We start from the raw sequence: 22,887 nt of genomic DNA on the forward strand, positions 1-22,887 counted from the left end.
AGCGCCTGAAATGTCCAGCAGTCCTTATATGTCACCCATCGAGCGGGTGTGGTTCTACAGCTTGCGGATCCTCTGCGGCCTGATCCTGTTGTTCCTGATCCTGCCGGTGCTGGTGATCATCCCGCTGTCGTTCAACTCCGGGAGTTTCCTGGTGTACCCGCTGCAGGGGTTTTCGCTGCACTGGTACCAGGACTTCTTTGCCTCGGCGGAATGGATGCGCGCCTTGAAGAACAGCATCATCGTCGCCCCGGCGGCCACGGTGCTGGCGATGGTATTTGGCACGTTGGCTGCTATTGGCCTGACCCGTGGTCATTTCCCCGGCAAGGCGCTGGTGATGGCCCTGGTGATTTCGCCGATGGTGGTACCGGTGGTGATTATCGGCGTGGCGAGTTACTTGTTCTTTGCCCCGCTGGGGCTGGGCAACAGTTTCTTTTCGCTGATCGTGGTGCATGCGGTGCTGGGCGTGCCCTTTGTGATCATCACCGTGTCGGCGACCTTGCAGGGCTTCAACCACAACCTGGTGCGAGCCGCGGCCAGCCTGGGGGCGTCGCCGTTGACCGCGTTTCGCCGGGTGACGCTGCCGCTGATTGCGCCGGGCGTCATTTCCGGGGCGCTGTTTGCCTTTGCCACATCGTTCGATGAGGTGGTGGTGACGCTGTTCCTCGCCGGGCCCGAGCAGGCCACCTTGCCTCGGCAGATGTTCAGCGGCATCCGCGAAAACCTCAGCCCGACCATTGCCGCAGCGGCGACCTTGCTGATTGCCTTCTCGGTGGTGCTGTTGCTGACCCTGGAGTGGTTGCGTGGGCGCAGCGAAAAACTGCGGACGGCGCAGGTCTGACTGCTGAAACCCGGTCACCTGTGGGAGCAGGCTTGCCTGCGATGGCCTCGACTCGGTACACCTGATGCACCGAGTCGAGGCCATCGCAGGCGAGCCAGCTCCTACATTGATCGCGCCCGCTTTGAATGACCCAACCATTCAGCCGCTGAATGGCAGACAACCCGCATTCCCCAGCTATTCTTGTGCCAGCCCACCAATTTATAAGAGGCCGCGCACATGAGTACCTCCTCATTCAAGATCGCCCACAAATTGCTCACCGGCCCAGGCGCCATCGAGCAATTGGCCGCCGAGCTGACCCGGCTGGATATCGACAACCCGTTGATCGTCACCGATGCTGCGCTGGTCAAGTCCGGTACGGTGCAACTGGCATTGGCGCAGTTGGGTGATCGGCCCTACGAGATCTTCGACCGGGTGCTGCCCGACCCGGAGATCGCCATCGTCGAAGACTGCATGCAGGCCTACCGCGAAGGCGGGCATGACGGCCTGATCGGCGTGGGCGGTGGCAGTGCCATTGATATCGCCAAGAGCGTCGCCGCCTATGCCGGTTATCACGGCGCACTCGAGGATTTGTTCGGTGTGGACCAGGTGCCGCGCAAAGGCCCGCCGCTGATTGCCATTCCCACCACGGCCGGCACGGGGTCGGAAGTGACCAATGTGGCGATTCTGTCGGACAAGGCCGCGCAATTGAAAAAAGGCATCGTCAGCGACTACCTGCTGCCGGATGTTGCGCTGATCAGCCCGCAAATGACCCTGACCTGCCCGCGCAGTGTTACGGCTGCCAGTGGTGTGGATGCCCTGGTGCATGCCATCGAGTCCTATCTGTCCCTGAACGCCTCGCCAATCACCGATGCCCTGGCCATTGGCGCGATCAAGTTAATCGCCAACGCCTTGCCCAAGGCCTACGCCAATCCGGCCAACCTGCAGGCGCGTGACGATATGGCCACGGCCAGCCTGATGGCCGGCATGGCCTTCGGCAATGCCGGGGTGGGGGCGGTGCATGCGCTGGCCTACCCGTTGGGCGGGCGTTTCAACATTGCCCATGGGGTGAGCAACGCGTTGCTGCTGCCCTATGTGATGCACTGGAACAAGCTGGCCTGCGTCGAGCGCATGCAGGATATCGCCCAGGCCATGGGGGTGAATATCACGGGCTTGAGCGTCAACGATGCAGCGGACCAGGCGGTAGAGGCGATGACGCGACTGTGCGCCGCAGTGGAGATCCCTAGCGGCTTGCGCAGCTTCGGCGTGCCAGAGGAGGCGATTCCGGCCATGGCCTTAGAAGCCGCGGGAATCGAGCGCCTGATGCGCAACAATCCGCGCAAGCTCAGTGCGGCGGATATCGAGAAAATCTACCGCGCCGCGTACTAGTCATTGAGTCAGGTCACGGTGCGCGCAACAAAGCATGAGGTATACAATGCGCGCCATCGTGATTTAGCTCAGAAAAGGTGCGTCATGCAGCCCTTCGTAATTGCTCCATCGATTCTCTCCGCCGACTTCGCCCGCCTGGGCGAGGAAGTGGACAACGTGTTGGCCGCCGGTGCCGACTTCGTGCACTTCGATGTCATGGACAACCACTATGTGCCGAACCTGACCATCGGCCCGATGGTTTGCGCCGCGCTGCGCAAGTACGGCGTGACCGCGCCGATTGACGTGCACCTGATGGTCAGCCCGGTGGACCGCATCATCGGCGACTTCATCGAAGCCGGTGCGACCTACATCACCTTCCACCCGGAAGCCACGCTGCATGTCGACCGCTCCCTGCAACTGATCCGCGAAGGCGGCTGCAAGGCTGGCCTGGTGTTCAACCCGGCGACCCCGCTGGACACCCTCAAGTACGTGATGGACAAGGTCGACATGGTCTTGCTGATGAGCGTCAACCCGGGTTTTGGCGGGCAGAAGTTCATTCCCGGCACCCTCGACAAGCTGCGTGAGGCCCGTGCGCTGATTGACGCCTCTGGCCGTGATATCCGCCTGGAGATCGATGGTGGGGTCAACGTCAACAACATCCGTGATATCGCGGCGGCGGGCGCCGACACCTTCGTCGCCGGCTCGGCGATCTTCAACACCCCTGACTACCAGGCCGTGATTGCCAAGATGCGTGAAGAACTGGCGCTGGCGCGTCCATGAGCGGTTTTGAGCAGCTGTTCCCCGGTAAATTGCCGCGGCTGGTGATGTTCGATCTGGACGGCACCCTGGTCGATTCGGTGCCGGACCTGACGGCTGCGGTGGATCACATGTTGCTCAAGTTGGGGCGCAAGCCTGCCGGTATCGAATCGGTACGCGAGTGGGTCGGCAACGGCGTGCAGATGCTGGTGCGCCGTGCGCTGGCCAATCACATTGATGCCGAAGGTGTCGATGAGGTGGAGGCCGAGCACGCGCTGGAACTGTTCAACGCGGCCTACGAAGACGGCCACGAACTGACCGTGGTTTACCCCGGCGTGCGCGACACCCTCAAGTGGCTGCACAAGCAGGGCGTGGAAATGGCCCTGATCACCAACAAGCCGGAACGCTTCGTCGCGCCGCTGCTGGACCAGATGAAGATCGGCCGGTATTTCCGCTGGATCATCGGCGGCGATACCCTGCCGCAGAAAAAACCGGATCCGGCGGCGCTGTTCTTTGTGATGAAAATGGCCAATATCCCGGCGTCCCAGTCGCTGTTTGTCGGCGATTCGCGCAGCGATGTGCTGGCGGCGAAAGCGGCGGGGGTCAAGTGTGTGGCCTTAAGCTATGGCTACAACCATGGCCGGCCGATTGCCGAAGAGTCGCCGGCGCTGGTCATTGATGACCTGCGACTGCTAATCCCCGGTTGCTTGGGAGCGGGCGCTGAGATAACGTTGCCCGACGCTGTCCCATCCCCTTCTGGAAATCCCATCGTGGTGGTCACTCGCAAACTCTGGATGAAAGTCATCAAGGCCCTGGCCCGCTGGCGTTGGCGCGCCTGACTGATCCTGGCCGCGCTGCGGCACGTTTGCATACCTGACTGTTAGACCCTCACGCCACGAGGCACCCCATGATCCGCGAAGAATTCCTGCGTTTGGCCGCTGCCGGCTACAACCGCATCCCCATGGCCCGGGAAACCCTGGCCGACTTCGATACGCCGCTGTCGATCTACCTGAAACTGGCCGACGAGCCCAATTCCTATCTGCTGGAATCGGTGCAGGGCGGCGAAAAGTGGGGCCGTTACTCGATCATCGGCCTGCCGTGCCGCACGGTCCTGCGGGTGCATGACCATCACGTCAGCATCACCCATGATGGCGTCGAGATCGAAAGCCACGATGTGCAAGACCCGCTGGCCTTCGTCGAAGCCTTCAAGGCGCGCTACAACGTGCCAACCATTGCTGGTTTGCCGCGTTTCAATGGCGGCCTGGTGGGGTATTTCGGCTACGACTGCGTGCGTTATGTGGAGCAACGCCTGGGCAAATGCCCGAACCCCGACCCGTTGGGTGTGCCGGACATCCTGCTGATGGTTTCCGACGCGGTGGTGGTGTTCGACAACCTGGCCGGCAAGATGCACGCGATTGTGCTCGCAGACCCGGCCCAGGCCGATGCGTTCGAGCGCGGCCAGGCCAGCCTCGAAGCGCTGCTGGACAAGCTGCGCCAGCCGATCACCCCGCGCCGCGGCCTGGACCTCAGCCGTCCGCCGGCGGCCGATCCGGTGTTTCGCTCCAGCTTTACCCAGGATGACTACGAGCGCGCGGTCGATACCATCAAGCAATACATCCTCGCCGGTGACTGCATGCAAGTGGTGCCGTCGCAGCGGATGTCCATCGACTTCAAGGCGGCGCCCATCGACTTGTACCGGGCGCTGCGCTGCTTCAACCCGACGCCGTACATGTACTTCTTCAACTTTGGCGACTTCCACGTAGTGGGCAGCTCGCCGGAAGTGCTGGTGCGCGTCGAAGACAACCTGATCACCGTGCGGCCGATTGCCGGCACGCGCCCCCGTGGCACGACCGAAGAGGCCGACCTGGCACTTGAAGAAGACCTGCTGTCCGACGACAAGGAAATCGCCGAGCACTTGATGCTCATCGACCTGGGGCGTAACGACACCGGACGCGTTTCGGAAATCGGCTCGGTGAAGCTCACCGAGAAGATGGTGATCGAGCGTTATTCCAACGTGATGCACATTGTGTCAAACGTCACCGGCGAGCTGAAGGCCGGCCTGACGGCGATGGACGCGCTGCGCGCAATTCTGCCGGCGGGCACCTTGTCCGGCGCCCCGAAGATTCGTGCGATGGAAATCATCGACGAGCTGGAGCCGGTCAAGCGTGGGGTCTACGGCGGCGCCGTGGGTTATTTCGCGTGGAATGGCAACATGGACACGGCCATTGCGATCCGCACGGCGGTGATCAAGGACGGCGAACTGCATGTGCAGGCGGGTGGCGGGATTGTCGCCGACTCGGTGCCGGCCCTTGAGTGGGAAGAAACCCTGAACAAGCGCCGGGCGATGTTCCGTGCGGTGGCATTGGCCGAGCAGACCCCGCAGGACTGACGGTCGATCCCGAGCTAAATGTGGGGTTGGGCTTGTGTGGGAGCGGGCTTGCCCGCGATGGCGGTCTGCCAGTCACCGATGCAGTGACTGAACCACCGCTATCGCGGGCAAGCCCGCTCCCACATGGGTTTTATGTTGTTTTTAAGGCCGTATTAGAAATCCAGGCTCACTCCCACACTGACCCCTTGCTGGGTCAGGCTGTCATCCTTCCTCACGTTGTACGCCGCGCGCAGTGCCAACTCCTGGGTGAGCTTGTGGCTGACCCCGAGACTCAAGCGATCCGAATTACTGCGAGGGGTGTAGCCGTCGAGCTCGAAGCCGATCCCCTGCACGCTGTTGAGCGAAATATTCACCTTTTGGGTGTCATTTTCGAACTCATGCTCGTGAGCCACTTCGCCAAAAACCTGGGTTTGCGGGGTGACGCGGTAGCTGCCCTGCAGGCCAACGCCCAGGCGTTTGGAGTCGCGTTGCTGGTCGGCAAAGGTCAGCGCGGTGGAGCGGCTGCCTTTTTCCGAGTAGCCATCGACTTCGATTCGCGCATAGTCGGCGCTGATGAACGGCGACAGGTGCCAATCGCTGCCGACCCCGGCAATGTCATAGCCTACGCGGCCGCTCAAGGCCCAGAGCCAGCCGTCGGTGTCACCTTTTTCTGAGCCTTCGCTGACGCCCAGGGCGAACTTGCGCTTGAGGCTGTCGAAGTCCAGCCGGCCGCCGGTCAGCGCGGCATCGGCCCACCAGTGATTGTGCTGATACTGCGCGAATGCGCTGCCCATGTAGCTGTTGAGCTTGTAGTCCGAGTCGCTGGCGCCTGCTTCGAGAGTCTGGCGATACAGCCCGGCCGCGACACCTACGCGCCAGCTGTCGTCGAGACGATAGCTGCCGCCGACATTCAGGTTGTAGCCACTGCCGTCGCCACTGGCCGAGCTGCCTTGACCGTCGAAGTCCAGGCGCTGACCACCACCGGCGACAATTGCGCGCCATTGGCCGACGGCTTGCCAGTTGCCGTTGTCTGCCTGCCACTGGTTACGCAGCTCATCCTGATGGGCGCGCAGGGTGCCTTGGGCCATTTCTGGCAGCAAGCTCAGCTCCCAGGGGGCGGCGAGCAGCGAGTAGGCATAGTCGGCGATCAAGCGTTGCCCGGCGACGGTGGGGTGGACCGAGTCGTTGTAGATCAGCTTGGTCGGGTCCGGCTGGGTGCCGCCGATGCCATACGTCGGGTTGGCGGTGCAACTGTTGCCAGTGAAGCAGGTGCCGGTAAGGTTCTGCCCGGTCGCCAGGCCAAATCGGCCCGGGTCGGCGAAGGTTTCCTGCAACAGCAGTGGAATATTCAACGGGATGATTTGGGCGTCGATCTGCGACAGGCGCTGTACCAGTGCCTGGTTGAAAATAGTGCTCAGGGCGGACGTCCCAGCCTGCTGCGGCGTGCCGTTGATGGCGGGTGTCAGGCCCAGGTCGGGCAGCATCCACACCATGATGTAGCGCGCACCGGCTTGTTGCAGAGCCTGGGCGCTGTCGGCCAGGCGCCCGCCTGCGGCAACGGCTTGGCCTGGACTGAGGACGCGCTGTTGCAGGAAGTCATTACCGCCACCGGACAGAAAATACAGCGCGTTGGGGTCGGCCCGCCCACCGTTTGCCGGCAGATAACCCTGGCGACTGCGTAAAACAGTGCCCGCGCCCGCATTGCCGGGGGGGATCGCCGTGTCGGAGACTGAGGTGATGGAATCCAGGATGTTGTCGGTACGGTAGCCACCGACCGCCCAGTTATTGCCGTCAGGCAAGCCTTGCGCGGCACGAACCGGCGAGGTGGAGGCGTTCAGGTCGTTTGGCGCTACACCCAGTTTGGAGCCCAGCAGGGTCGATGAAACCAGGCCGTAGTCACCCTGGAATGTGGGGCCGGTACGGTTGGTAAAACGCAGGGTGGCACCGGACACACCATCGGGGAACTGGCCGGCGTCCGCCAGGCTATCGCCAAAAACCACCATGGTTGAATAAGGTGACGGTGCTGCAAACGCCTGCGCGCAGGCCAGTGCCAGGAGGCATCCGGCAAGGGGCGCAACAAAAGATGGTCTGAGCATAGGGATTCCATATGATTGTTTTTGTATCGGAAGTGAAACACTAGCAATGTAGAGGGAGTTTTCTGTGAGGAAAATCGTTTTTTCTTACAAAACCTTCGTCATGCCCCCCGTATTTGCTGCTCTATATTGCACCGCTGGCGAGGCTACGTTACTGTGCGGGAATGTATGAATGAGACCCTCCCCGTGTTGATCATCAGCAAACTCTTGATGCGAGTAGTCAAGGCACACGCCCGTTGGCGTTGGCGCGCCTGAATTTTCTCTGCCGGCCCGGCCGGACCTGTACCGATTTGCCTTCTTCACCCTTTGTTCGACGCCCCTTGCCGGCTGACCCTGGCAACCGGAACGTGCGTCTGGCAGCGGGTCACGCTCCTGGAAGGCGGTCATTCGAAATCAGTGAATTCAAGAGGTTTGAACCCACATGTTGCTGATGATTGATAACTACGACTCCTTTACCTACAACGTTGTGCAATACCTGGGCGAGCTCGGTGCCGAGGTCAAGGTGGTGCGCAACGATGAAATGACGGTGGCGCAGATTGCTGCCCTGAACCCGGAGCGTATCGTGGTTTCCCCAGGCCCCTGCACGCCGACTGAGGCGGGTATCTCCCTGGAAGCCATCCGTTTTTTCGCCGGCAAGCTGCCGATTCTCGGGGTTTGCCTGGGCCACCAGTCCATCGGCCAGGCATTTGGCGGCGACGTGGTGCGTGCCCGCCAGGTGATGCACGGCAAGACCAGCCCGGTGTTCCATAATGATCAAGGTGTGTTCCAGGGCTTGAACCTGCCGGTGACGGTGACCCGTTACCACTCACTGGTGGTCAAGCGCGAGACCTTGCCCGAATGCCTGGAACTGACGGCCTGGACCCAGCTGGAAGACGGCTCGGTCGACGAGATCATGGGCCTGCGGCACAAGACACTGAATGTCGAAGGGGTGCAGTTTCACCCTGAATCAATTCTGACCGAGCAGGGCTACGAGCTGTTCGCCAACTTTCTCAAGCAGAGCGGCGGCACGCGCTAAGGACTTTCCATGGATATCAAGACTGCCCTGAGCCGTATCGTCGGCCATCTGGACCTGAGCACCGCTGAAATGAGCGATGTCATGCGCGAAATCATGACCGGCCAATGCACCGATGCGCAGATTGGCGCCTTTATGATGGCCATGCGCATGAAGAGCGAGAGCATCGACGAAATCGTCGGCGCCGTCTCGGTGATGCGTGAACTGGCGGACAAGGTCGAACTCAAGACCCTCGACGGCGTGGTCGATGTGGTCGGCACCGGCGGTGACGGTGCGAATATTTTCAACGTTTCGACGGCATCATCCTTTGTCGTAGCCGCCGCCGGCTGCACCGTGGCCAAGCACGGCAACCGCGCGGTATCGGGCAAGAGCGGCAGTGCCGATCTGCTGGAAGCGGCCGGGATCTACCTGAACCTGACCCCGGTGCAGGTAGCGCGTTGCATCGACAACGTCGGTATCGGCTTTATGTTTGCCCAGTCCCACCATGGGGCGATGAAACACGCCGCGGGCCCGCGCAAGGACCTTGGCCTGCGTACCCTGTTCAACATGCTTGGCCCGCTTACGAATCCGGCCGGTGTGAAGCATCAGGTGGTGGGCGTGTTCAGCCAGGCGCTGTGCCGGCCATTGGCCGAAGTCCTGCAGCGCCTGGGCAGCAAACACGTGCTAGTGGTGCACTCCAAGGATGGCCTGGACGAATTCAGCCTGGCGGCCCCAACCTTTGTGGCCGAGCTGAAGAACGATCAGGTCACCGAATATTGGGTCGAGCCAGAAGACCTCGGTATGAAGAGCCAGAGCCTGCATGGCCTGGCGGTAGAAAGCCCGGCGGCGTCCCTTGAATTGATTCGCGATGCCCTGGGGCGTCGCAAGACCGAGAACGGTCAGAAAGCGGCAGAGATGATTGTTCTGAATGCTGGCGCGGCACTTTATGCAGCCGATCACGCCTATAGTCTTACAGAAGGTGTCGCCTTGGCCCACGATGCGCTGCATACGGGTCTGGCTCGCGAAAAGCTCGAAGAGCTGGGAGCATTCACGGCCGTATTCAAGATGGAGAATGAAGGATGAGCGTGCCAACAGTTCTGGAAAACATCCTCGCCCGCAAAGTTGAAGAAGTGGCCGAACGCCGCGCACGGGTGAGCCTGGCCGAGTTGGAAAACCTGGCAAAAAGCGCCGATGCACCCCGCGGCTTTGCCAATGCCCTGATCACCCAGGCCAGGCTCAAGCAGCCAGCGGTGATCGCCGAGATCAAAAAGGCCTCGCCGAGCAAAGGCGTGATCCGCGAGAACTTCGTGCCGGCAGAGATTGCTGCCAGCTATGAGAAGGGCGGGGCAACTTGCCTTTCGGTGTTGACCGATATCGACTACTTCCAGGGTTCCGACGCTTACCTGCAACAAGCCCGCGCCGCGTGCAAGTTGCCGGTGATCCGCAAGGACTTTATGATCGACCCGTACCAGATCGTCGAGGCCCGGGCGTTGGGCGCGGATTGCGTGCTGCTGATCGTTTCGGCGCTGGACGACGTGCAGATGGCCGAGTTGGCGGCGGTTGCCAAAGGCGTGGGCCTGGATGTGCTGGTCGAGGTCCATGACGGTGACGAACTGGAGCGCGCGCTGAAAACCCTCGACACACGACTGGTTGGGGTCAACAACCGCAACCTGCACACCTTTGACGTCAACCTGGAAACCACCCTGGACCTGCTGCCGCGCATTCCTCGTGACCGCCTGGTGATTACCGAGAGCGGGATCGTCAATCGTGCGGATGTGGAGTTGATGGAAATCAGCGACGTGTATTCGTTCCTGGTCGGCGAGACCTTTATGCGTGCGGAGAATCCAGGGGCGGAGTTGCAGCGCCTGTTTTTCCCGGAGCGTGGTCTACCGATCAGTGGTTCGACACTGGATTGATGTGAAACGCGGACACTGTGGGAGCTGGCTTGCCTGCGATAGCATCACCTCGGTGCAACAGAGACACCGAGGCGACAGCATCGCCGGAAAGCCAGCTCCCACATTTTTTGTGTTTATTCAGAAAGGCAGGTGTTCGATGATCCAACCCGTAGCGATGACCGTTGAAGCAGGCCTTGCCGCCGAGCAGGACTTGCTGGCCGCCGTCTGCGCGGGTGAACAATCCTTCGGCCTGCTGTTCTGGCAGCCCAGCGACCAGGCACTGGTGATGCCTCGCCGTCTGAGTCGTCTGCCCGCCTTTGACGCGGCCAGTCAGGTATCGGCCGCCCACGGTTGGCCGGTGTTGCTGCGGGAAACAGGGGGGGAGCCAGTGCCGCAGTCTGCGGCGACGGTGAATATCGCACTGGTCTACGCGCCACCCCGTAGCGAGGGCGACCAGGGCCGCATCGAGACCGGCTACCTGCGCCTGTGCCAGCCCATTTGCGACTTGCTGACCGAGTTGGGCGGCGATGCCTCTGTGGGCGAAATCGACGGGGCCTTTTGCGATGGCCGCTATAACGTCAATCTCAACGGACGCAAGATGGTCGGTACTGCCCAGCGCTGGCGCCAGAGTGGCGGGCGCCCGGTAGGCCTGGTGCATGGCGCATTGTTGCTGGAGAACCATCGTGAGGAACTGATTGCAGCGGTCAATCGCTTCAATCAGGCGTGCGGCCTCGAGCAGCGGGTGCGTGCCGACAGCCATATCGCCTTGCATGAAGCCTTTGCTGCGCCGGATGCCATCAGCCGCCTCGACGGTTTATACCGGCAGATGCTGGCACAGGTGTTTGCGTACTAGCGAGTGCCGAACACCACCATCGTCTTGCCTTTGACGTGCACCAGGTTGCGCTCTTCCAGATCCTTGAGCACTCGACCGACCATCTCCCGTGAGCAACCGACAATCCGGCCGATTTCCTGGCGCGTAACCTTGATTTGCATGCCGTCTGGATGGGTCATGGCATCCGGCTGCTTGCACAGTTCCAGCAAGCAGCGGGCGACGCGCCCGGTGACGTCGAAGAACGCCAGGTCACCGACTTTGCGCGTGGTGTTGCGCAAGCGCTGGGCAATCTGGCCGCTCAGGGCATAAAGGATGTCCGGATCTTGTTGGGCCAGTTCGCGAAATTTCGCATAGCTGATTTCTGCGACCTCACACTCAATCTTCGCCCGCACCCAGGCGCTGCGCTCCTGTTCTTTCCCCGCTTGTTCAAACAGGCCCAGCTCACCGAAGAAATCACCGGTATTGAGATAGGCGATGATCATTTCGCGACCGTCGTCATCCTCGATCAGGATCGTGACCGAACCTTTGATAATGAAAAACAGGGTTTCCGAGCGTTCCCCGGCGCAGATGATGTTCTGCTTGGCCGGATAGCGTTGCCGCTGACAATGGGTCAGTAACTTATCGAGGTTCTTGATCTTGGGTATGGGGGTAATAGCAACCATGGTTGTATCCCGAAAAGACTGCACGGTGTGGTTGGGCTGGTATTTTTATAGAGCGGATCCATCCGGAGGATGGCAATGCGCCATAGATTTGGCGTCAGCTTAACAGACACATTCTGACTCGATCAGGGAATTTACCTATCAAAGTCTGCTGTTGAACGTATTTGGGCAGAACACTGCGCTTGCGGGGGCCTGTGATAAGCTGGCGCCCCTTTTTTAGCAGTGGAGTCTGGGCGATGAAGGCACGCATCCAATGGGCGGGCGAAGCCATGTTCCTCGGTGAGTCGGGCAGTGGCCATGTGGTGGTCATGGATGGCCCGCCGGAAGCCGGTGGCCGCAATCTGGGTGTACGGCCCATGGAAATGCTCCTGCTCGGCGTGGGTGGTTGCAGCAACTTCGATGTGGTCAGCATCTTGAAGAAGTCGCGCCAGGCGGTGGAAAGCTGCGAAGCCTTTTTGGAAGCCGAGCGCGCGACTGAAGACCCGAAGGTGTTCACCAAGATCCATATGCATTTTGTGGTCAAGGGGCGTGCGCTGAAGGAAGCGCAGGTCAAGCGGGCCATCGAGCTGTCGGCGGAGAAGTACTGCTCGGCCTCGATCATGCTCGGCGCGGCAGGTGTGGCCATTACCCATGATTACGAGATCATTGAGTTGGGCTGATCGCAGGATCTTCTGACAAAAAGAAAGGGCGCTTTGCAAGCGCCCTTTTTTGCAGCTCAGATTCGGTAGGTGCTCTTGGTCATGACCTTGGCCATCAGGCTCATGCCAAACCTCACCGGCGCAGGGAAGCGGAAACCGCCGGCATCCAGCGCACTTTCTGCGTGGTGTTCTTCGTCGATACGCATCTGCTCAAGAATCGCCCGGGACTTTTCATCCTCGGCCGGTAGTTGCTCCAGGTGCTCATCCAGGTGTTTGCACACCTGATGTTCGGTCGCGGCGACAAAACCCAGGCTGACCTTGTCGCTGATCAAGCCGGCAGCGGCGCCGATGCCAAACGACAGACCATAAAACAGTGGGTTGAGCACACTGGGGTGGCTGCCCAATTGGCGGATACGTTGTTCACACCAGGCCAAGTGGTCGATTTCTTCCTCAGCCGCGTGCTCCATGGCAGCGCGTACTTGCGGCAGCTTGGCGGTCAGGGCCTGGCCCTGGTAGAGCGCCTGGGCACAGACTTCGCCGGTATGGTTGATGCGCATCAGGCCGGCGACATGACGGGTATCCGTTTCGCTCATTTGTGCTTCGGGTTGCGCGATGGCAGGTGACGGGCGATACGGCTGGCCGCTGAAGGGCAGCAGTGTGCGCATGGCTGTGTCGGCCTGCAGCAACAGTCGGTCAATCGGCGAGTAGTGACGTTGGGTAGTCATGCTGACCTCCGGGAAAAATCTCGGCGGTCAGTTTACCGCAAGAGAGGGGCGTGCGTTTGCGCTGGGTCATGCTTCTTGCAGGAGCCGGCAAGCCGGCTCCTGCAATGGCGAGTTTCAGCCGGGTGGCCAGTTCATCTGGCGTTGACCCAGCACATGCATATGAATGTGATAGACGGTCTGGCCGCCATCTTCATTGCAGTTCATCACCACGCGAAAGCCTTTTTCACAGCCTTGTTCCACGGCCAGGCGCTGGGCGGTGAACAGGATGTGTCCAGCCAGGCCCTTGTCTTCTTCCGTCAGGTCGTTGAGGGTGCGGATCGGCTTTTTCGGAATCACCAGGAAATGCACGGGGGCCATTGGCGCAATATCGTGGAAGGCCAGGACCTGGTCATCCTCGTAGATAATCCTCGCGGGTATTTCTCTGTTGATGATCTTGGTGAACAGAGTATCCACAGCTGTTTCTCCATTATGAAAGTGCAGGGTGAGTGTACCCAGCAGGTCAACGCGGGCAATAGGCCTTGTTGATCGCGCCGGCAATCTTGCGGGTCAACCAGCGTGGGCTCAAGCGTGGGCTGAACGCCAGCCAGCGGTTACGGCGACCGGGAACAATGATCGCTTTGTTCTTTGCCAGGGCTCGTACGGTGTGCAGCGCCACTTCTTCCGGGCTCATCAGCTGCTGACGGTCCAGCTTGGCGGTGTCCATCTGTGCGGTGCCGAAGAAGGCAGTGCGGGTCGGGCCGGGACAGAGCACTGAGACCTTGATACCACAGCTTTTCAGCTCTTCGCGCAGACCTTCGGAGAAGTGCAGTACATAGGCCTTGCTGGCGTAGTAGGTACTCATCCATGGCCCCGGCTGGAAGGCCGCGACGGAGGCGACGTTAAGAATCTGCCCACCACCGTGCAAGGCCATGGAGTTACCCAGCGCATGGCACAGGCGGGTCAGGGCGAGGATGTTGACTTCGATCAGGTCCTGCTCGGTCATCCAGTCCTGGGCCAGGAATGGGCCGCTGGTGCCAATACCGGCACAGTTGACCAGCAAGTCGATCTGCCGCTCGCCTTCTTCCAGCTCCAGCAGGAACCCGGACAGGCGCAGTGGCTCGCCCAGGTCACAGGCGCGGAACAGCACCTCGACGCCAAAACGTTGGGTCAGCTCTATGGCAATACTTTCCAACTGATCACGCTGGCGGGCCACCAGAATCAAGCTGCGGCCGCGACGGGCCAGTGCTTCGGCCAAGGCCAGGCCGATGCCACTGGAGGCACCGGTGATCAGAGCGTAACGGGTCATGCATTTCTCCATCGCAACGCCACCGCGCCTGCGACAGATGCGTCACAGGCGTGGGGCGTTTCTTCATTCTTGCGGAGAGTCTACAGGTTCGGCCGCATCGTCAGCACTTTGCACATCTTCTTCACCGGCGATGACGCTCTGGTCAGCTTCTTCATCGGTGGACATGGAGCTGCTTTCGTAGCCACTGTCCACGCTGGTTTCGAGCTGGTCCAGGTAACCGCCCATGGCCAGCATCACTGCGGCGGCGAATATCAATGGGAGCATCGCCAGCCACAGGGTGGCCAGGACCTTTACTGCGGTCGAGTTGCGTGGCGGTGGTGCACCATATTGGTTGGCGCCTGCATTGCCGGGCAGCACGATCAACAGGATCGGGAAAATGCTGCCCACGATCGGCACCAGGTTCAGGAACCATAACCAGCCGGACCAGCCCAGGTCATGCAGGCGCTGCACGGTGATCAGGACGCTCATCCACACCGATGCCACGAGCAAGACCAGACCAAGCAGTGAACCAATGATGATCGCCGCAGTGGGAGATGCCGCGGCAATACCCACGCCCACGGTGAACAAGGCGCCCACGATGGCGAACAGCGCCAGGCTCAGGACCAGGGTCCAGGCCAGGAAACGCAGGCGCCCGATACGGCCGTTGACGGTGAACACGTTGAGGGTGGAAAACTCTGGAAGGTCGTCCCCCACGGCTGCGCGCGGTGGTGCATACGGCGAGGTGGCCGGGCGCGAAAAATTGGAGGCGCCGGAGTCGGTCTCGTGGGTTTCAGCCAGGTTGAAAGCCACAGGCTGTTCAGCTTCGATGCGCGCATCCACCCCGGCGTTTTTCAGGGCGGCCAGGTAGGTTTCGGCATCGGGGCGAGACAGGTCGCGCTTGAGGGCGACTGGACGCCCGGTGAAGAGCTTTTCGATCGCCTCGACTTCGCTTTTGAACAATTCGGCCAGGTTCAGCTTGGCGGTGGTGCTTTCGACACCCGGGAGCAAGGCTCCATCAAACACAATCTTGAAACGGTTGTCGCTCATGCAGGCATCCTTGTCACTTTTCAGGGGGGTAATGCTGGCCTGCCTCATTCGGCAGGCCAGGCGGGTGGGTCAGCGCGGCCAGCGCAATTGTGCTGCGTGCTCGCGCGCCTTGCGGTATTCGGCATCAAGGCGGGCAACCAGTTCATCGACACTGGGTAAATCGTCAATCTCACCGACGCCTTGGCCGGCGGACCATACGGTCTTCCAGGCTTTGGCCTCGTCGCTGAGTGGTTTGAGCTTGGAGCCAAAGTTGACTTCGCCCTTGCCTTGCAGGGCGGCGAGGTCGAAACCGGCGTTTTCCAGACTCTGGCGCATAAAGCTTGCAGGCACGCCGGACACCGCCGGAGTGTGCACGATATCGGCTGCGCGCGATGTGAGCAGCATCTCTTTATAGGCATCGGGGGCGTGGCTTTCGGTGGTGGCGATAAAGCGCGTGCCGAAATACGCGAGATCAGCCCCGAGCAATTGCGCGGCGAGGATTTCGTGCCCATGGTTCAGGCAGCCGGCCAGCAACAGGGTCTTGTCGAAGAACTGGCGAATTTCGGCGACCAGCGAAAACGGGCTCCAAGTGCCGGCGTGGCCACCAGCCCCTGCCGCCACCGCGATCAGCCCATCGACCCCGGCTTCGGCGGCCTTTTCGGCGTGGCGCCGAGTGGTGACGTCGTGGAACACCAGGCCGCCGTAGCTGTGTACGGCGTCTACCAATTCCTTGACCGCGCCCAGGCTGGTGATAACGATCGGCACCTTGTGCTCGACGCAAATCGCCAGGTCAGCCTCAAGGCGTGGGTTGCTGTGGTGCACGATCAGGTTGACCGCGTAGGGCGCAGGGTTGTCCAGCAGCGCCAGGCCCGCTTCGATTTCTTCCAGCCAGGCCTTGAAGCCACTGCTTTCACGCTGGTTGAGTGCCGGAAAGCTCCCGACCACGCCATTGCGGCAGCACGCCAGGACCAGTTGCGGATTGGAAATCAGGAACATCGGCGCAGCCACCACGGGCAGGCGCAGACGTTGTTCAAGCAAAGCGGGCAGCGACATTGGAAGTACCCCGGATTAAGTGCGGCTAAGTAGAGTTAGAACGGCTTGACGACGACCAAAATTACAATAGCCAGCAATATCAGAACCGGCACTTCATTGAACCAGCGATAAAAGACATGGCTGCGGGTGTTTTCGCCACGGGCAAAACGTTTTACCTGAGCGCCACACATATGGTGGTAACCGATCAGGATCACCACCAGGGTCAGCTTGGCGTGCATCCAGCCACCCTGGCTGAAGATGCTCGGGTTAAGGCTGATCAACCAGATGCCGAATACCAGCGTGGCGATCATCGACGGCAGCATGATGCCCTTGTACAGCTTGCGCTCCATGATGCAGAAGCGTTCCTGGCTGACGGCATCCTGGCTTTGTGCGTGGTAGACGAACAGGCGCGGCAGGTAAAACAGCCCGGCAAACCAGCAGACAATGCTGACGATATGGAAGGCTTTGAGCCATAGATAAAGCATTTTTAGTTATTCCCAGGTTCACGGTAACTGGAGATAGTAGAGGTTAGAGCGTGCGTACGTCACCTTGACGGTTGTCGCAGAACGATACGGCCCCTATTATCGACGGCTTTCCAGTGGGTTCGTTGAGGGCAGGTTTATGGTCAAGGTCGGTATCGTCGGCGGCACGGGTTACACCGGTGTCGAATTGCTGCGTCTGTTGGCTCAGCATCCGCAAGCTGAGGTAGTGGTCATTACCTCCCGATCCGAGGCCGGCCTGGCCGTTGCCGATATGTACCCCAACCTGCGTGGCCATTACGACGGCCTGGCGTTCAGCGTTCCGGATATCAAGACCCTGGGCGCCTGCGATGTGGTGTTTTTCGCGACCCCCCACGGTGTTGCCCATGCGTTGGCCGGCGAGCTGCTGGCCGCCGGGACCAAGGTCATTGACCTCTCGGCGGACTTCCGTTTGCAGGATGCCGATGAGTGGGCCAAGTGGTATGGTCAGCCCCATGGTGCTCCAGAGCTGCTTGAAGAGGCGGTGTACGGCTTGCCAGAGGTTAATCGTGAGCAGATCAAGCAGGCACGTCTGATCGCCGTGCCGGGTTGCTATCCGACGGCTACGCAGCTGGGTTTCCTACCGCTGCTGGAAGCTGGTCTGGCGGACGCCTCGCGCCTGATTGCCGACTGCAAGTCGGGCGTCAGCGGCGCTGGTCGCGGTGCAGCAGTAGGCTCCTTGTACTCCGAGACCTCGGAAAGCATGAAGGCGTATGCCGTAAAGGGGCATCGCCATCTGCCGGAAATTCGCCAGGGGCTGCGGCGTGCGGCGGGCAGTGACGTCGGTCTGACGTTCGTGCCGCACCTGACCCCGATGATCCGTGGGATTCACTCGACACTGTATGCAACGGTCGTGGATCGCTCGGTGGATCTGCAGGCATTGTTTGAAAAACGTTATGCCAATGAGCCGTTCGTCGATGTAATGCCTGCCGGTAGCCACCCGGAAACCCGCAGCGTGCGCGGTGCCAACGTGTGCCGGATTGCCGTGCATCGTCCGCAGGATGGCGACTTGGTGGTGGTGCTGTCGGTTATCGATAATCTGGTCAAGGGTGCGTCGGGCCAGGCTGTGCAGAACATGAACATCTTGTTCGGCCTTGATGAGAAGCTCGGCTTGTCCCACGCCGGCATGCTGCCTTAAGGCGTTGGCTGCTGTGCAAAAGGCCCGTTGATCGGGCCTTTCGTGTTTTTAAGGGCCGCCGGGCAGATTGATATACCGTAACAATAGTTGACCGCTTTTCTAGGAGAAGCGGATAATGGCGGTCATCACGCATATGGCGGCGCTACGCCGGGAGATTATCAGCATGAGCGTTGAATCCTTCACCCCCACGGCTTTGCAATTCACCCACGGTGCTGCGCACAAGGTGAAGAGCCTGGTCGATGAAGAGGGTAATGATCGCTTGAAGCTGCGCGTATTCGTTACGGGCGGCGGTTGTTCAGGGTTTCAGTACGGCTTCACCTTCGATGAAGATGTGGCTGACGACGACACCATTGTCGAGCGCGAAGGCGTAAGCCTGGTTGTGGATCCGATGAGCTTCCAGTACTTGGCAGGTGCCGAGGTGGACTACCAGGAAGGTTTGGAAGGCTCACGCTTTGTGATCAAGAACCCGAATGCCACCACGACGTGTGGTTGCGGTTCGTCTTTCTCGATCTGATCAGTAGCGGATTAAGCAAAACGCCGCTTGGCTCTTATGGGGCCAAGCGGCGTTTTGCTATCTGCGTTTCAGGCGGGGTAGATCGCGCCAAGTACACGAAGGCCGCGGGCGCCTGTCACGCTTGGACGGTTGGCGGCGATACCTTCCAGGCAGCAATGGGCCAGCCAGGCGAAGGCCATGGCTTCCACCCAGTCGGGGTCTACACCGTGGGTGGCGGTGCTGCTGACACGGGTGGTCGGTAGCATGGCGGCGAGGCGGTTCATCAGCGTCGAGTTATGGGCGCCGCCGCCACACACCAGCAGGGTTTCGGTTTGCGGCTGTGCAGTTTTCAACGACTCGACGATGGTCTGTGCGGTCAGTTCCAGCAGCGTGGCCTGGATATCCTGGGCATTGAACGATGGTAGTCGACCGAGGTGGTGTTCCAGCCAAGGCAGGTTGAAGACTTCGCGCCCAGTGCTTTTCGGCCCCTTGGTCAGGAAGAAGGGGTCGCTGAGCAAAGCGTTAAGCAACTGTGGCTCGACCTTTCCCGTCGCGGCCCATTGGCCGTCGCGGTCAAAGTTTTCGCCTCGTTGCTGGTGAATCCAGGCGTCGAGCAGAACGTTGCCCGGGCCGCAGTCAAAACCCGCTACGGGTTTGCCGGTCTCGATCAGGCTCAGATTGCTGAAACCGCCGACATTCAGTACTGCGCGGTTGCCAGTAGCCTCGCCGAACAGCGCTTCGTGAAAGGCGGGCACCAGTGGTGCGCCCTGGCCGCCGGCGGCTACATCGCGGCTGCGAAAGTCGCTGACGACGGTTATTCCGGTCAGTTCGGTCAGTAGGGCGGGGTTGCCAATCTGCACGGTGAAACCGCGGGCGGGCTCGTGGCGAATGGTCTGCCCATGGCTGCCAATCGCACGGATGTCGTGGTGAGTGAGTTGCTGCTGCTCAAGCACGGCATGAATGCCCTGGGCTGCGAGCGTTACCCAGCTTTGCTGGGCAATCGCCGAGCGTGCAATTTCATCCGGGCCACTGGCGCAAAGGCTCAGCAGCTCGGCGCGCAGGGATTCAGGCATGGGGATGTAATGTGTGGCGACCAACTTGACCGCCGTATTTTGCTCGATCAGCGCTATGTCCAGGCCATCAAGGCTGGTCCCGGACATGACACCTATATAGAGCGCCATCGCTTAGCGCTTCGCCGAAGCCAGCATGGTGGCGCGTTCCTGGTCCATGCGTGCCATCAGCGGTTGGCTTTGCTGAAGGAAGCGTGCGCGCTCGGCCTTGGCGATCGGGTCGGCCATCGGCAGCTTCTGGCCCAGGGGGTCGACGTGCACGCCGTTGACCTGGAACTCATAGTGCAGGTGTGGGCCGGTGGACAGGCCGGTGGTGCCGATATAGCCAATCACTTGGCCTTGCTTGACGTTGCCGCCGGTCTTCACGCCTTTGGCAAAGCCTTGCATATGCCCATAAAGCGTACGGTAGCTGTTGCCGTGCTGGATGATAACGGTGTTGCCGTAGCCACCGCGGCGCCCGGCCAGCAGCACCTTGCCGTCGCCGGCAGCTTTGATCGGCGTGCCGCGCGGTGCTGCATAGTCCACGCCTTTGTGGGCGCGGATTTTGTTCAGAATTGGATGCTTGCGACCCATGGAGAAACGCGAGCTAATACGGGCGAAGTCAACTGGAGTACGGATGAAGGCCTTGCGCATGCTATTGCCGTCGGCGGTGTAGTAGCTGCTATTGCCCTGTTTGTTTGTGTAACGCACGGCAGTGTAGGTCTTGCCGCGGTTGGTGAAGCGCGCCGAGAGGATATTGCCGGTGCCGACAACCTTGCCGTTAGCCACCTTTTGCTCGTAGATCACATCGAATTCGTCACCCTGGCGAATGTCCTGAGCGAAGTCGATGTCGTAGCCAAATACGCTGGCCATGTCCATGGTCATGCTATGGGACAGGCCTGCGCGAGCTGCCGACTGGGACAGCGAGCTATTGATCACGCCATGAATGTAGGCGGAGCGCATCACCGGCTTGGTGGTCACGCGATTGAAGGCAAAGCCCTTGGCGCCCCGGGTCAGGGTGATGCTTTCGAGGTCGTTGAGATTGGTGTGCAGGGTGGTCAGTTGGCCTTCAGGATTCAGTTCGAACTCAAGCTTCTGGCCACGCTTGAGCTGGGTGAATTGCTTGGCTTGCTTATCGCTGGCCAGCACATCGCTAACGGTGGTGGCGGGTAGTCCGACCTTTTCGAATAACGTCGACAGCGTATCGCCTTTGGCCACGATCACTTCGCGATGCTCGGGGCCTTTCGCTACCTGGGCTGCAGGCGCTGCCTGAGCGGTTTGTTTGGTGTCGTCTGCGCTTTCTTCAATCTGCGCAAATGGTGACTCTGCGCTCGCGGTTGTGGCTTGTTGTGCGTCAGAAGCGTCTTGATCTTGTGTCAGTTGTTCAACCGGACTCTCCAAGTCAAGACTCAGGGTCGTTCGTTTGGCTTCTACGTCGCTGGAAGGGAATACCAGGAGTGCCAGGCTGAGAAGGGCGGCGATACCACTTGCGGCGAGCAGGTGGGTCTTCGGGTAAAGCGGTGGCGCTTTAGACGGTTCAGTGGTCATAGGTAATTTTGACTTTGAAAAGGTGAAATGGAAAAGATGAATGACATGATGAAGATGAAATAACTGTATAAAATATAACCAAATCATCTGTGGCGCAAGCTTGCGAATGCCGGGCTCGCCGAATGGTGTCCGTTTGCAGGGCAAAACTTGTAATTAGTCCCTGATCTTGTATGGTTGGTTCCCTTTGAATCTGAGCCTTGCGGGTCTGTTATGAAGTCGGTTGAAGAGCAGCTAGCGCTGATCAAACGTGGTGCGGAAGAACTGTTGGTCGAGGCCGAGCTGATTGAAAAGCTCAAGCGTGGCCAACCCCTGCGTATTAAGGCCGGCTTTGATCCGACGGCACCGGATCTGCACCTGGGTCACACCGTGCTTATTAATAAGCTGCGCCAGTTCCAGGAGTTGGGGCATCAGGTGATCTTCCTTATAGGTGATTTCACCGGGATGATCGGTGATCCGAGTGGTAAGAGTGCCACCCGCCCGCCGCTGACCCGTGAGCAGGTTCTTGATAATGCCGAGACCTACAAGACCCAGGTCTTCAAGATTCTCGATCCTGCCAAGACCGAAGTGGCGTTCAACTCCACCTGGATGGATCAGATGGGGCCGGCGGATTTCATTCGCCTGACATCCCAGTACACCGTTGCGCGGATGCTTGAGCGTGATGACTTCGATAAGCGCTACTCCACCAATCAGCCTATTGCGATACACGAGTTCCTATACCCGTTGGTTCAAGGGTATGACTCGGTAGCGTTGCGAGCGGACGTTGAGCTGGGCGGTACTGATCAGAAGTTTAACTTGTTGATGGGGCGTGAGCTGCAGCGTGCGTATGGCCAGGAGGCTCAGTGCATTCTGACTATGCCGTTGCTGGAAGGCTTGGATGGCGTCAAGAAGATGTCCAAGTCACTGGGCAACTACGTCGGCATCCAGGAAGCGCCGGGGGTGATGTACGGCAAGTTGGTTTCTATCCCTGATGCGTTGATGTGGCGTTACTTCGAGCTGTTGAGCTTCCGCTCGATGGATGAGATCAACGCATTGCGTGCTGACGTGGAGGCGGGTGCGAATCCTCGGGACGTCAAGATCAAGCTGGCGGAAGAGATTGTTGCGCGTTTCCATGGCGAGGAGGCTGCGGCCAGTGCTCACCGTGCGGCGGGCAATCGTATGAAGGATGGCGAGCTGCCGGATGATCTGCCTGAGATCGAATTGACTGCTGGTGAGGCGATGCCGATTGCGGCCGTCCTTAATAAGGCAGGCCTGGTGAAGAACTCGGCGGTTGCACGTGACCTTCTGGGGTCCGGTGGTGTGCGTATAGATGGTGAGGTTGTCGATCGCACCTTTATATACGAGCTGGGCGCGACCCACGTTTGCCAGGCCGGCAAGAAGGCATTTGCGCGAATTACGCTTAAATCCGAATAAACCTGAAATTAACTGTTGACGGCGATTTATATCTGTCTATAATTCGCCCCACTTCCGGCGCAGTCGAAACGGAAAACTCCTTGGTAAACAAAGAGTTACGCAGAGTTCGACAGCGAGTTGCTTCAGTTCATCGAAGCCCAGAAGGAGTTGGTAGAGCAGTGTTGTTTGGCTCTATTAACGTTTCGATCCTCTCGGTCGAAAGCGGAGAAAAAGAGGTGTTGACAGCAGCGTGTAACGCTGTAGAATTCGCCTCCCGCTAACGAGAGATCG

At 60.0% G+C, this 22,887-nt stretch carries 23 protein-coding genes; 13 read left to right on the forward strand and 10 right to left on the reverse strand.

Annotated features, from left to right (window positions below; translation table 11 throughout):
- Positions 1–10 precede the first annotated feature (10 nt).
- From HBO24_RS09015 to trpE, 5 genes are all read left to right on the forward strand, one after another.
- Positions 11–838, forward strand: a complete 828-nt coding sequence (locus HBO24_RS09015) for an ABC transporter permease (protein WP_029296783.1) — start codon at positions 11–13, stop codon at positions 836–838.
- A 216-nt stretch (positions 839–1,054) separates the two neighbouring features.
- Positions 1,055–2,203, forward strand: a complete 1,149-nt coding sequence (locus tag HBO24_RS09020) for an iron-containing alcohol dehydrogenase (RefSeq protein WP_057440328.1) — start codon at positions 1,055–1,057, stop codon at positions 2,201–2,203.
- Positions 2,204–2,287: 84 nt separating this feature from the next.
- A complete protein-coding gene (gene rpe / locus HBO24_RS09025) occupies positions 2,288–2,962 on the forward strand; it encodes a ribulose-phosphate 3-epimerase (RefSeq protein WP_057440329.1) in 675 nt (224 codons plus the stop codon).
- The gene (locus HBO24_RS09030; protein WP_057444298.1) at positions 2,959–3,777 is read left to right on the forward strand and encodes a phosphoglycolate phosphatase; all 819 of its coding nucleotides are present in this window, start codon (positions 2,959–2,961) and stop codon (positions 3,775–3,777) included. Before rpe ends, HBO24_RS09030 begins: the two co-directional genes overlap by 4 nt.
- 68 nt (positions 3,778–3,845) lie before the next feature.
- Positions 3,846–5,327: an anthranilate synthase component I gene (gene trpE, locus HBO24_RS09035; protein ID WP_170059571.1), complete on the forward strand. Its 1,482-nt coding sequence runs from the start codon at positions 3,846–3,848 to the stop codon at positions 5,325–5,327.
- 152 nt (positions 5,328–5,479) lie between these two features.
- On the opposite strand, the gene estP is transcribed toward trpE, so the two are convergent.
- A complete protein-coding gene (estP, locus tag HBO24_RS09040) occupies positions 5,480–7,402 on the reverse strand; it encodes an esterase EstP (protein WP_169990381.1) in 1,923 nt (640 codons plus the stop codon).
- Between the two features lie 418 nt (positions 7,403–7,820).
- Between estP and HBO24_RS09045 the strand changes: the two genes are divergently transcribed.
- The 4 genes from HBO24_RS09045 to HBO24_RS09060 all read left to right on the forward strand — a co-directional run bounded on the left by HBO24_RS09045 (position 7,821) and on the right by HBO24_RS09060 (position 11,138).
- Positions 7,821–8,414: an aminodeoxychorismate/anthranilate synthase component II gene (locus HBO24_RS09045; protein ID WP_057440330.1), complete on the forward strand. Its 594-nt coding sequence runs from the start codon at positions 7,821–7,823 to the stop codon at positions 8,412–8,414.
- Between the two features lie 9 nt (positions 8,415–8,423).
- Positions 8,424–9,473: an anthranilate phosphoribosyltransferase gene (trpD, locus tag HBO24_RS09050; RefSeq protein WP_032858515.1), complete on the forward strand. Its 1,050-nt coding sequence runs from the start codon at positions 8,424–8,426 to the stop codon at positions 9,471–9,473.
- Positions 9,470–10,306 carry an indole-3-glycerol phosphate synthase TrpC gene (trpC, locus tag HBO24_RS09055; protein WP_057440331.1) on the forward strand — a complete coding sequence of 279 codons (837 nt, stop codon included), beginning with the start codon at positions 9,470–9,472 and terminating at the stop codon, positions 10,304–10,306. Before trpD ends, trpC begins: the two co-directional genes overlap by 4 nt.
- Positions 10,307–10,442: 136 nt before the next feature.
- On the forward strand, positions 10,443–11,138 hold the full coding sequence (locus HBO24_RS09060) for a lipoate--protein ligase family protein (RefSeq protein WP_057440332.1): 696 nt from the start codon (positions 10,443–10,445) through the stop codon (positions 11,136–11,138).
- On the opposite strand, the gene crp is transcribed toward HBO24_RS09060, so the two are convergent.
- On the reverse strand, positions 11,135–11,779 hold the full coding sequence (crp, locus tag HBO24_RS09065; protein ID WP_057440333.1) for a cAMP-activated global transcriptional regulator CRP: 645 nt from the start codon (positions 11,777–11,779) through the stop codon (positions 11,135–11,137). The genes HBO24_RS09060 and crp overlap by 4 nt on opposite strands.
- A gap of 233 nt (positions 11,780–12,012) precedes the next feature.
- On the opposite strand from crp, the gene HBO24_RS09070 reads away from it, so the two are divergent.
- Positions 12,013–12,435: an OsmC family protein gene (locus HBO24_RS09070; protein WP_005792019.1), complete on the forward strand. Its 423-nt coding sequence runs from the start codon at positions 12,013–12,015 to the stop codon at positions 12,433–12,435.
- A gap of 56 nt (positions 12,436–12,491) precedes the next feature.
- On the opposite strand, the gene coq7 is transcribed toward HBO24_RS09070, so the two are convergent.
- The 6 genes from coq7 to hemJ form a co-directional block, all read right to left on the reverse strand.
- The gene (gene coq7 / locus HBO24_RS09075; protein WP_170059572.1) at positions 12,492–13,139 is read right to left on the reverse strand and encodes a 2-polyprenyl-3-methyl-6-methoxy-1,4-benzoquinone monooxygenase; all 648 of its coding nucleotides are present in this window, start codon (positions 13,137–13,139) and stop codon (positions 12,492–12,494) included.
- 114 nt (positions 13,140–13,253) lie between these two features.
- On the reverse strand, positions 13,254–13,592 hold the full coding sequence (locus HBO24_RS09080; RefSeq protein WP_032858506.1) for a histidine triad nucleotide-binding protein: 339 nt from the start codon (positions 13,590–13,592) through the stop codon (positions 13,254–13,256).
- Positions 13,593–13,638: 46 nt separating this feature from the next.
- A complete protein-coding gene (locus HBO24_RS09085) occupies positions 13,639–14,424 on the reverse strand; it encodes an SDR family oxidoreductase (RefSeq protein ID WP_057440334.1) in 786 nt (261 codons plus the stop codon).
- Positions 14,425–14,487: 63 nt separating this feature from the next.
- Positions 14,488–15,450, reverse strand: coding sequence for a DUF805 domain-containing protein (locus HBO24_RS09090; protein WP_170059573.1), 963 nt, complete (start codon positions 15,448–15,450; stop codon positions 14,488–14,490).
- Between the two features lie 69 nt (positions 15,451–15,519).
- Positions 15,520–16,482: a nitronate monooxygenase family protein gene (locus HBO24_RS09095; protein ID WP_057440336.1), complete on the reverse strand. Its 963-nt coding sequence runs from the start codon at positions 16,480–16,482 to the stop codon at positions 15,520–15,522.
- A gap of 35 nt (positions 16,483–16,517) precedes the next feature.
- The gene (gene hemJ, locus HBO24_RS09100; RefSeq protein ID WP_057440337.1) at positions 16,518–16,946 is read right to left on the reverse strand and encodes a protoporphyrinogen oxidase HemJ; all 429 of its coding nucleotides are present in this window, start codon (positions 16,944–16,946) and stop codon (positions 16,518–16,520) included.
- A 136-nt stretch (positions 16,947–17,082) separates the two neighbouring features.
- On the opposite strand from hemJ, the gene argC reads away from it, so the two are divergent.
- Both argC and erpA read left to right on the forward strand, forming a co-directional pair.
- The gene (argC, locus tag HBO24_RS09105; RefSeq protein WP_057440338.1) at positions 17,083–18,117 is read left to right on the forward strand and encodes an N-acetyl-gamma-glutamyl-phosphate reductase; all 1,035 of its coding nucleotides are present in this window, start codon (positions 17,083–17,085) and stop codon (positions 18,115–18,117) included.
- A 163-nt stretch (positions 18,118–18,280) separates the two neighbouring features.
- The gene (gene erpA / locus HBO24_RS09110; protein WP_003176443.1) at positions 18,281–18,631 is read left to right on the forward strand and encodes an iron-sulfur cluster insertion protein ErpA; all 351 of its coding nucleotides are present in this window, start codon (positions 18,281–18,283) and stop codon (positions 18,629–18,631) included.
- A 68-nt stretch (positions 18,632–18,699) separates the two neighbouring features.
- Here erpA and HBO24_RS09115 read toward each other — a convergent pair whose 3' ends face one another.
- Positions 18,700–19,791 carry an anhydro-N-acetylmuramic acid kinase gene (locus tag HBO24_RS09115; RefSeq protein ID WP_170059574.1) on the reverse strand — a complete coding sequence of 364 codons (1,092 nt, stop codon included), beginning with the start codon at positions 19,789–19,791 and terminating at the stop codon, positions 18,700–18,702.
- Positions 19,792–19,794: 3 nt separating this feature from the next.
- Positions 19,795–21,207, reverse strand: a complete 1,413-nt coding sequence (locus tag HBO24_RS09120; RefSeq protein ID WP_057440340.1) for a peptidoglycan DD-metalloendopeptidase family protein — start codon at positions 21,205–21,207, stop codon at positions 19,795–19,797.
- Positions 21,208–21,417: 210 nt separating this feature from the next.
- Between HBO24_RS09120 and tyrS the strand changes: the two genes are divergently transcribed.
- Positions 21,418–22,617 carry a tyrosine--tRNA ligase gene (gene tyrS, locus HBO24_RS09125; RefSeq protein ID WP_076962201.1) on the forward strand — a complete coding sequence of 400 codons (1,200 nt, stop codon included), beginning with the start codon at positions 21,418–21,420 and terminating at the stop codon, positions 22,615–22,617.
- The last annotated feature ends 270 nt before the right edge of the window (positions 22,618–22,887 follow it).

Source organism: Pseudomonas sp. WS 5410 (assembly GCF_012985645.1).
Taxonomy (GTDB): domain Bacteria; phylum Pseudomonadota; class Gammaproteobacteria; order Pseudomonadales; family Pseudomonadaceae; genus Aquipseudomonas; species Aquipseudomonas shahriarae.